Source organism: Actinomadura sp. NPDC048394 (assembly GCF_040651755.1).
GTDB classification, from domain to species: domain Bacteria; phylum Actinomycetota; class Actinomycetes; order Streptosporangiales; family Streptosporangiaceae; genus Spirillospora; species Spirillospora montaniterrae.
Genome location: NZ_JBEZJL010000022.1, coordinates 130947 through 140241 on the forward strand (window position 1 = coordinate 130947; position 9295 = coordinate 140241).

The 9295-nt window shown below is 72.2% G+C and carries 12 protein-coding genes; 9 read left to right on the forward strand and 3 right to left on the reverse strand.

The annotated features are described in order from the left end of the window. Positions 1-54: 54 nt before the first annotated feature. From AB0C78_RS18230 to AB0C78_RS18240, 3 genes are read right to left on the reverse strand one after another with little or no spacing between them, the layout of a single operon-like run. Positions 55-1374, reverse strand: a complete 1320-nt coding sequence (locus tag AB0C78_RS18230; protein WP_360748941.1) for a phosphotransferase family protein — start codon at positions 1372-1374, stop codon at positions 55-57. Next, entirely contained in the window at positions 1371-1781 is a 411-nt protein-coding gene (locus tag AB0C78_RS18235) for a nuclear transport factor 2 family protein (RefSeq protein ID WP_360748944.1), read from the reverse strand. Before AB0C78_RS18235 ends, AB0C78_RS18230 begins: the two co-directional genes overlap by 4 nt. A 20-nt stretch (positions 1782-1801) precedes the next feature. After that, positions 1802-2476, reverse strand: coding sequence for a TetR/AcrR family transcriptional regulator (locus AB0C78_RS18240; protein ID WP_360748947.1), 675 nt, complete (start codon positions 2474-2476; stop codon positions 1802-1804). Positions 2477-2608: 132 nt separating this feature from the next. On the opposite strand from AB0C78_RS18240, the gene AB0C78_RS18245 reads away from it, so the two are divergent. From AB0C78_RS18245 to AB0C78_RS18285, 9 genes are all read left to right on the forward strand, one after another. Continuing rightward, entirely contained in the window at positions 2609-4132 is a 1524-nt protein-coding gene (locus AB0C78_RS18245) for an AMP-binding protein (protein WP_360748950.1), read from the forward strand. A gap of 14 nt (positions 4133-4146) precedes the next feature. Then, positions 4147-4728: a VOC family protein gene (locus AB0C78_RS18250; protein WP_360748953.1), complete on the forward strand. Its 582-nt coding sequence runs from the start codon at positions 4147-4149 to the stop codon at positions 4726-4728. Further along, on the forward strand, positions 4712-5353 hold the full coding sequence (locus tag AB0C78_RS18255) for a carboxymuconolactone decarboxylase family protein (protein WP_360748956.1): 642 nt from the start codon (positions 4712-4714) through the stop codon (positions 5351-5353). Before AB0C78_RS18250 ends, AB0C78_RS18255 begins: the two co-directional genes overlap by 17 nt. Next, the gene (locus AB0C78_RS18260) at positions 5353-6507 is read left to right on the forward strand and encodes an acyl-CoA dehydrogenase family protein (protein WP_360748959.1); all 1155 of its coding nucleotides are present in this window, start codon (positions 5353-5355) and stop codon (positions 6505-6507) included. Before AB0C78_RS18255 ends, AB0C78_RS18260 begins: the two co-directional genes overlap by 1 nt. Next, positions 6504-7538 carry an SMP-30/gluconolactonase/LRE family protein gene (locus tag AB0C78_RS18265; protein WP_360748962.1) on the forward strand — a complete coding sequence of 345 codons (1035 nt, stop codon included), beginning with the start codon at positions 6504-6506 and terminating at the stop codon, positions 7536-7538. Before AB0C78_RS18260 ends, AB0C78_RS18265 begins: the two co-directional genes overlap by 4 nt. Before the next feature lie 67 nt (positions 7539-7605). Then, entirely contained in the window at positions 7606-7986 is a 381-nt protein-coding gene (locus AB0C78_RS18270; protein WP_151544036.1) for a hypothetical protein, read from the forward strand. Between the two features lie 51 nt (positions 7987-8037). After that, on the forward strand, positions 8038-8292 hold the full coding sequence (locus AB0C78_RS18275) for a hypothetical protein (protein WP_360748966.1): 255 nt from the start codon (positions 8038-8040) through the stop codon (positions 8290-8292). An 81-nt stretch (positions 8293-8373) separates the two neighbouring features. Further along, positions 8374-8802: an ATP-binding protein gene (locus AB0C78_RS18280; RefSeq protein WP_360748969.1), complete on the forward strand. Its 429-nt coding sequence runs from the start codon at positions 8374-8376 to the stop codon at positions 8800-8802. Positions 8803-8873: 71 nt separating this feature from the next. Further along, on the forward strand, positions 8874-9266 hold the full coding sequence (locus AB0C78_RS18285; protein ID WP_360748972.1) for an STAS domain-containing protein: 393 nt from the start codon (positions 8874-8876) through the stop codon (positions 9264-9266). Positions 9267-9295: the final 29 nt, after the last annotated feature.

The window sequence follows — 9295 nt, forward strand, 5'->3', positions numbered from 1 at the left end:
ACGAGCCGATCAGCCGTCCACAAGCGGATAGCCGATTGTGGAAAAACCCGCGCGTCAGCCGGGAAGGGCCAGGTGGCGCGGGTTGGCGACGGTGAGCTTGTCGACGAGGGAGGCGCGGATCGCGCCGACCACCTCGTCGCGGCGGTCGTCGAGGGTGCCCTCGCGGATCGCGGCCGCCAGGTCGGCGTCGGACTCGCAGCCGAGTTTCCGCAGGCGGGCGGCGTGCGCGGCCTGGTGGGCCTCGCCCAGCAGCAGCTCGCGGCGCGCGATGCGCAACGCGGACGCGGCGACGCGGGCATGGAAGCGCAGCCGCTCGTCGGGCTGCTCCGCCTCCAGCAGGAACGCGCCGACGGCGTCGATCAGCGCGGACGCGCCGGGCCGGTCGTGCGGTGCCGGGCCGTCCGCGGCGCCCGGTGACGCGGCGAGCGGGTCCTCGACGGTGACGGGCGACGTCAGGCCGAGCGCGAGCAGCATGTCGTGCTCCTGCTCGCAGACCTTCCGTCCCAGCACGGCGTACTCGATGGACGCGTCGGAGCCGCTGAGGAAGCGTTCGGCCTGGTGGCGGCACAGGATCCCCCAGCGGAGCGTGCCGTACACCTCCCACCAGCGCAGTTCGTCCGGGGTGGGCGGGGTGCCGCCGGCGTCGGCGTAGCCGGCGAGCAGGTCCTCGCGGGAGCCGAACCCGCCGGCGGGGTGCGGGGACCCGAACCGCCACGCCTTCACGCACAGCCAGCCGAGGTCCTCGGCGGGGTCGCCGACGTGGGTGAGCTCCCAGTCCAGGACGCCGGTGACGCCGTCCGGCGCGATCATCAGGTTGCCGTTGCGGAAGTCGCCGTGCACGACGGTGCGGCGGCCGGACGCGGCGGGCCGGTTCTCGCGCAGCCACCGCAGCACCAGCTCGACGGCGGGGCGCGGCTCGTCGAACGCCGCGTAGTAGGCGGTGATCGCGGCGAGCGGGTCGTCGTCCGGCAGGCCGGGGACGGGCTCCATCGTGTGCAGGCGGGCGAGGACGCCGCCGAGGTCGCGGGCCAGCCGGGGCCGGACGGCGGCGAACGCCTCGTCGCGCAGCAGCCGGCGCGGGATCGTCTCCCCGGCCAGCCGCTCCATGATCAGGAACGGGGTGCCGGCGAGGTCGTCGCCGTGGTCGACCAGGGACGGGACGGGGACGCCGGCGCGGGCGGCGGACGCCAGAAGCGCGGCCTCCCGCGCCATCGCCTCCGCGTCGGGCGAGGACGGCGGGTCGCGGCGCAGGATCAGGGCGCGGCCGTCCGCGTCGAACGACCAGGTCTCGCGGCTCGCGCCGCCCGACAGCCGGTGCAGGTCCGCGACGTCCGCGCCGAGCCGGGCGGCGAGCGCGGACTCCAGCGCGGTCATGCGCGGGCCGCGCGCTGGGCGGCGGCGAGGTCGCGCAGCGGGTCGCTGCCGCGGGTGTCGGCGTACTCCTCGATGCGCGCGATGCGCCCGGCGCCGTCCACGGTGACGAACAGGCACGCGGCGATCTCGAGGGGCGACCCGTCCGGGAGGGTGCCGCGCAGGACGTGCCGCTGGACGTACCCGCCGGGCAGCGCGTCCCGGCGGATCTCCTCGTAGCGGAAGTCGCCGAGGTTGCGCGACAGCCAGCGCAGCGTGCGGAGGTTGTCGTCCACGCTCTGCTCCGAACCGCCGCCGGGGCCGGGGCCGTTGTGCCAGATCAGCGCGCCGGGCGCGTAGAGGGAGCGGAGCGTGTCGACGTCGCCGCCGGTGATGGCGGCGATGAAGCGGTCGGCGAGTTCCTCGTGCACGCGGGTCTCCTTCAGGGGAGTCAGGGGGACTCAGGGGTGGGGCGCAGACCGAGGGCCCGGACGTTGAGGGCGTCGAGGGTGTCCAGGAGCCGTTCGGTGTCGGACGTGTCGTCGCCTTGGACGAGCCAGAGGTACAGCGAGTGGTCGACCATCGCGGCCAGCGCGCGCGCCGTCATCTCCGGGTCGAGGTCAGAGTCGACGAGCCCGGCGCGCTGCCAGCGCTCGATCGCCCGCGCGGACCGTCCGACGGACTCGGCGCGGTGCTTGCGCCGCATCTCCTGGAACTCCTCGTTGAACGTGGAGACCTGCTCGATGATCGCCATCATCTTGGCGTTGCGCCGGTACGCCTCGTAGTAGGCGCGGTTGGCGCGGCGGACGCGCACCGCGGGCTCGGTCGAGGCTGAGGCGCTGCCGGGGGCGGAGTCGGTGTCGGCGCCGGGGCCCAGGGAGGGCCGCGTCATGTCCTCGAACAGCCGGTCGGCGACCTCCAGGAAGACGGCCTCCTTGGACGGGAAGTACGTGTAGAAGGAGCCGTAGGCCACCTTGGCGTGCCGGGCGATGTGCGCGACCCGGGTGTCGAGGAAGCCGCGCTCCTCGAAGACCTCGCGGGCCGCGGCGATCAGGCGCTCCCTGGTGCGGGCGCCGCGCTCGGTCAGCGGCGCCTGCGGGTTCTCGCCGGCACCCGTGTCCGCCATGCCGTGGTTCCTTTCGCCGGGGGCCGCCGCCCCGCCGGGGGTTGACAAGCCGATGTTCGCAGGAACAGTATCCGAGCATCGAGCAAGTTGATATGACTGTCAAGTCAACTTCGGGGAGGCGCCGGTGCGGCCATGCTGATCAGCGACATCGTCGAGTACGCGTCGCGCAAGCACCCGGACCGCGCCGCGCTCCGGTTCGAGGACCGGGTGATCGGTTACGCGGAGCTGCGGGACCGGGTCCGCCGGGCCGCCAACGCGCTGCGGACCATCGCCGAGCCCGGCGACCGCGTCGCCGTCCTGTCGGGCAACCGGCCCGAGTACATCGACCTCTACTACGGCGTCCCCGCCGCCGGGATGGCGCTGACGTTCCTCAACCACCGGCTCCACCCGTCCGAGATCACCGCGCTGGTCGAGCACGCGCAGGCGTCCGTGCTGGTCGTCAGCGGCGAGTACCTCGACGCCATGGCCGAGCACCGGCACGAGATGCCCGGCGTCAAGGTCGTCGTCGGCCTGGACGGCGGCGGCGACCGCGGCTACGCCGACCTGGTCGCGGCGGCGCCCGCCACCGAGCCGCCCCGCCCCGACGAGGACTCCATCGCCTGGCTCGTCTACACCAGCGGGACGACCGGCACGCCCAAGGGCGTCATGCTCAGCCACCGCAACCTCGCCACCGGCGTGATCAGCTCGGCGTCCCAGTGGGAGATCCCCGACGGGAGCGTGTTCCTGTTCTGCTTCCCGCTCTGCCACGTCGGCGGGTACGCGGTCCTCGTCAACCACCTGCGCTCGGCCACCGTCGGGATCGTCCGGTCCTACGACAACGAGACGTTCCTGCGCCTCGTCGCCGACTGGAAGGTCACCCAGACCGGCCTCGCCCCGACGATGATCGCGTTCCTGCTGGGCCACCCCGGCATCGAGGACCACGACCTCGGCACGCTGGAGGCGATCGGGTACGGCGCGTCCGCCATCCCCGCCGAGGTGCTGCGGCGCGGCATGGACGTCCTCGGCTGCGACTTCTACCAGGGCTTCGGCATGAGCGAGCTCGGCGGCAACATCCTGTACTTCGGGACCGCCGAGCACCGCCGCGCCGCCGCCGGCGAGACCCACCTGCTCGCCGCCGCCGGACGCGTCATGGACCTCGCCGACATCCGGATCGTCGACCCCGACTTCAACGACGTCCCGCCCGGCGAACCCGGCGAGATGGTCGTCCGCTGCGACCAGGTGATGCGCGGCTACTGGCGCGAACCCGAGCTGACCGCCGAGGCGTTCCGGGACGGCTGGTTCCGCACCGGCGACGTTGTCCGCCGCGACGCCGAGGGCATGGTCTACATCGTGGACCGCATCAAGGACATGATCATCACGGGCGGCGAGAACGTCGCCTCCCGCGAGGTCGAGCAGGTCCTGTACCGGCACCCCGACGTCGCCGACGCGGCCGTCTTCGGCGTCCCCGACCCGCGCTGGGGCGAGGCCGTCTGCGCCGCCGTCGTGCTGCGGCCCGGCGCGTCCGCCGCGCCCGGCGACGTCATCGCCTTCGCCCGCGAGCACCTCGGCGGCTACAAGGTCCCGCGCCGCGTCGAGGTGGTCGACGAGCTCCCGCGCAACGTCGCGGGCAAGGTCCTCAAGCGCGATCTGCGCACCCGCTACGCCGCTCCCCTCTGAAGGAGGCACCCCGAATGCCCGCGAACAAAGAGTTCGAACTCGGTGGGATCAACCACCTCGCGCTCGTCTCGTCCGACATGCAGCGCACGATCGACTTCTACTCCGGCGTGCTCGGCATGCCGCTGATCAAGACCCTCGACCTGCCCGCCGGGATGGGGCAGCACTTCTTCTTCGACTGCGGCGGCGGCGACTGCGTCGCGTTCTTCTGGTTCCCGGACGCGCCCGACGGCGTCCCCGGCATCTCCGCGCCGAAGACCCGTCCCGAGCAGGGCGAGCTGCTCAGCGCCGTCGGGTCGATGAACCACGTCGCGTTCCACGTCCCCGTCGAGAAGTTCGAGGAGTACCGGACGCGGCTGCAGGAGAAGGGCGTCGAGGTCAGCCCGATCCTCAACCACGACGACAGCGAGTGGGGTGTCGCGCCGACGTTCGACGACGGCGTGTTCGTCCGCTCGTTCTACTTCCAGGACCCCGACGGGATCCTCCTGGAGTTCGCCTGCTGGACCCGCACCTTCGACGAGTCCGACGTGTCGCACGCGCCGAAGACCGCCGCCGACCGCACCGCCACCAAGGAGAAGAGCAATGCCGCGCCTGCGTGAGATCCCCCGCGCCGAGGTCACCGACGAACGCATCCTGTTCTTCTACGACCACCTGTTCGCCCCCGACCGGGACCCGGCCGTCGACCACGGCACCGCGACCGGCTCGCCCGGCGACTGGTGGACGGTGTTCGCGCAGGACCCCGACGTGTTCAAGCACGCCGTCCGCGGCTTCGCCCTCTACCGCAACGCCTCCCTCGACCCCGTCCTGCGCGAGCTCGGCCAGTGCCGGGCCGGGTGGGCGCGCGGCAGCCAGTTCGTGTTCTCGCAGCACTGCAAGCAGATGCGGGCGCTCGGCATGTCCGAGGACAAGATCGAGTCGATCCCGCACTGGCAGACCGCCGACTGCTACTCGGAGCTGGAGCGCGCCGTCCTCGCCTACACCGACGGGCTCGTCCTCGACGGCGGACGCGTCCCGGACCGGGTGTTCGAGATCCTGCAGAAGCACCTGTCCGACAAGGAGATCCTGCAGCTGACCTACATCACCTGCATGTACGAGATGCACGCGACGATGTCGCGCGCGCTGCGGCTGGAGTTCGACGACCGTCCCGAGCCGATCGTCGAGGTCGCCGCCCCCGAGGGCTACGGCAACCGCGACATCTCCGCCGACCTCACCGGGGGCAGCTGATGCTGTTCCCCGTCCCGGACCGGGTGCGGGGCGTCCGCGACGCCGTCCACGCGTTCATGACCGAGCGCGTCGAGCCGGCCGAACCCGCCCTCAACGCCGGCGACCGCGACACCCTCCTCCGCCTCCGCGACGAGGCGAAGAAGGAGGGCCTCTGGGCGCTCGGCCACCCCAAGGAGCTGGGCGGCGGCGGCCTGCCGTTCCTCGACTACGTGTACGTCAACGAGGTGCAGGGACGCAGCGAATGGGGGCAGCTCGCCCTCGGCACGTTCACGCTCCAGGACTCGCTGATGCTGCACAAGTACGCGAGCCCCCGCTGGCGCGACCGCTACCTCGCCCCGATGGTCGCGGGCGAGGTGTCGCCGAGCTTCGCGATGACCGAGCCCGCCTACGCCGGCTCCGACCCCACCCAGCTGCAGACGAAGGCCGTCCTGGACGGCGACGAGTGGATCATCACCGGCCGCAAGTGGTTCACCACGGGCGCCGCGCAGGCCGCGTACACCACCGTCATGTGCCGCACCGAGCCCGAGGGGACCGCCCCGCACCGCGCCTTCAGCATGATCATCGTGCCGACGGACACGCCGGGGTACCGGATCGTCCGCGAGACCCCGGTGCTCGGCCTCAACGGCGGGCACTACGAGGTCGCCTACGAGGACGTCCGCGTCCCGGCCGACCACCTCCTCGGCCCGCGCGGGCACGGCTTCGTCATCGCCCAGGACCGCCTCGGCCCCGGCCGCATCTTCCACTGCATGCGCTGGCTCGGCCAGGCGCAGCGCGCGTTCGAGCTGATGTGCGACCGGCTCGGCACCCGCGTCGCGTTCGGCGAGCCGCTGTCGGCGAAGCAGCTGATGCAGCAGCACGTGTTCGACTCCTACACCGAGATCCAGGCGTCCCGCCTGCTCACCCTCCAGGCCGCCGAGCAGATCGACGCCGGCGACCAAGCCCGCATCGAGATCGGCGCGATCAAGGTCGTCGGGGCGCGGATGCTGCACAACGTCGTCGACCGGGCCGTCCAGGTCCACGGCGCCGCCGGCCTCACCGACGACCTCCCGCTGTCGCGCATGTACCGGCACGCCCGCGAGGCCCGCCTCTACGACGGGCCCGACGAGGTCCACATCCAGAGCACCGCCCGCCGGATCCTCAAGGCGATGGCGTGAGCCTCACCCGCCGCGCCCTGATCTCCGGCATCGGCCTGGCCGCCGTCCTCGGCCCGACACGGACGGCGGCCGCGGCCGGCCGTCCGCGAAAAGGAAAGCACATGAAGATCACCAAGCTGGCGAGCGGGCTGCTGTTCCCGGAGGGCCCGACGGTCCTCCCGGACGGCGACGTGCTGGTCGTCGAGATCCACCGCGGCACCCTCACCCGCGTGAAGCCGGACGGCACCACGTCGGTCGCCGCGACGACCGGCGGCGGCCCCAACGGCTCAGCGCTCGGCCCGGACGGCCGCGTCTACATCGCCAACTCCGGCGGCCTGCGCCGCTTCGAGGTCGGCGGCTTCGTCTTCGCCGGCGGCATCCCCGACGACTACACCACCGGCAGCCTCCAGGCCGTCGACCTCGCGGACGGCTCCGTCGAGACCCTCTACACCGAGGCCGACGGCGTCCCGCTGCGCGGCCCCAACGACCTCGTCGTCGACGCCCACGGCGGCATCTACTTCACCGACTACGGCAAGAGCGACGGCGTCACCGGCGACAAGGGCCGCCTCTACTACGCCAAGGCGGACGGCTCGTCCATCAAGCAGATCGCCGGCGGCATGGAGGGCCCGAACGGCATCGGCCTGTCGCCCGACGGCACCCGCCTCTACGTCAGCGAGACCTACACGGCCCGCGTCTGGTGGTGGGACGTCACCGCCCCCGGCGAGATCAAGGGCGGCCGCTCCCTCGGCGGCTCCGGCGGCGGCAACTTCCTCTACACCGCCCCCGACTACGTCAACTTCGACTCGCTCGGCGTCGACGGCCACGGCAACGTCTGCGTCGCGTCCATGGTCCACGCCGGCATCTCGATCATCAGCCCGGACGGCGACCTCGTCCGCTTCGTCGACATCAACGTGGACGACGACCCCGGCATCACCAACATCACCTGGGGCGGCCCCGACATGCGCACCGCCTACGTCACCGCCTCCAGCACCGGCCACCTCCTGAAAATCGAGAACTGGCCCTACCCCGGCCTCCACCTCAACCACGCCTGACCTCGTCCCGCCCACCCTGGCGTCAGGGGGGCTTGACGTCAGGGGGGGTTGACGTCAGGGTGGGGGGATGATCACTCCTGAGGGGATCGAGAGAGAGTTCACGTTGCTGACGGCGGCGGGGCGGCATGACGAGCTGTGGGTGCGGGACACGATGGGCGACGTGCCGCTGCTGCGCGAGGAGGCCCTGGAGCGGCTCGCGCTCGGGGAGGTCATCGCGCGCAAGGCGGTGTACGGGCGGCAGCTCGCGGTGCGGACGGCGCGGGAGGCCGGCGCGTCGTGGTCGCAGATCGGCGCCGCGCTCGGCGTCAGCAAGCAGGCCGCCTGGGAGGCGCACGCCCGGTGGATCGACGACCAGGAGGAGCAGCGCCGCGGCTGCGACTACAAGGGGATGGACGAGGAGCAGGTCGCGCGGGCGCGCGAGCTGGCCGGACGGGTCGAGGAAGGCTGACCCCCGCGCGGCGATCATGATCGTGGGGCGGTGCGCGTCCTAGGATGCGGCGTGAAATCTGCCGACGGGGGGACGCGGATGGGGATGGACGAGGTCGTCCGGCAGCTGCGGATGACGATTCACGACGCGCAGGTCGCCTTCGACTGCATCGGGCTCGGCGAGATCGAACGGGCCGGGAACTGCATGATCACCGCGAGGGCGGCGCTGGAGGCGGCGGAAACGGTGCTGCGGCACGATCTGGCGCGGTTCCCGCTGGACGAGCTGGCCGGCGAGGGCGCGAAGGTGATGGCCGCGATGGGCGACTAGCGAGCCTTGCCGGATGGCCGGAGTTTCCGGAGTGCGGTACTGGGAATTCTTGCCACTAGCGAGGGAACGGAGGCGCATGGTATGGAGGTCGTCCTCGAGATGACCCTGCCGAGGAACGCCGAGAGCGCTCCGCTGGTCAGGCATACGCTCGACGCCTCTCTGCGCGGTCTGGGCGTCCCGCCGGAGGTCCGCGCCGACATCGCGCTGGCGCTGGGAGAGGCGTGCGCGAACGTCATCCAGCATGCCACCGCGGGCAAGGATTACGAGGTCAGGGCGCGGATGGACGGCGCGAAGTGCGTCGTCGAGGTGATCGACGGCGGGGCCGTGGTGAGCACCGCCGAGGGCGGTGACACCGGGCGCCGGGTGTGGGACGCGCCGCCCGCGCCGCCGGGGGCCGAGCACGGCCGCGGGCTGCAGCTGATGCGGGCGTGCACGGAGGAAGTCCACATTCTCGATCGCGTCCAGCGAAACGGGGCGATCGTGCATTTCGAGAAATCGTTCGCCGGCTGACGCGGGATTTTCGCGCCATTCGTGCGGCCCGGTCGCTTCGGCCGGTGCGGCGCGTCTGGTAGGCAAATATCGTGGACTTCACCGTGCGCCGGCGCCGTTACGGCGACCAGACGATCGTGGCCGTGTCGGGCGATGTCGATGTCGGGAGCAGCCCCGGGCTGCGGGTGTTCCTGCTCGGGCTCGTCGAGGACGGCGCGCGGCGGCTGGTGATCGACCTCGACGGCGCGACGTTCCTGGACTCGACGGGCCTCGGCGTGTTCATCGGGGTGTCGCGCCGGCTGGGGGCGCTGAACGGGGAGATCGTGTTCGCCGGGGGCCCGCCGGGCGTGCGGGACGTCTTCGAGGTGACGCACCTGGCGAAGGTGTTCGAGCTGTACGGGACCGTGGAGCAGGCGGTCGCGCGACGACGAGTGGGAAACGGAACGTCGCCGTCGAGGACGATTCATGGGGCAGCGGCTGGGTGAGCGCGAGGCGGATCGTCACGCGTTCTCCC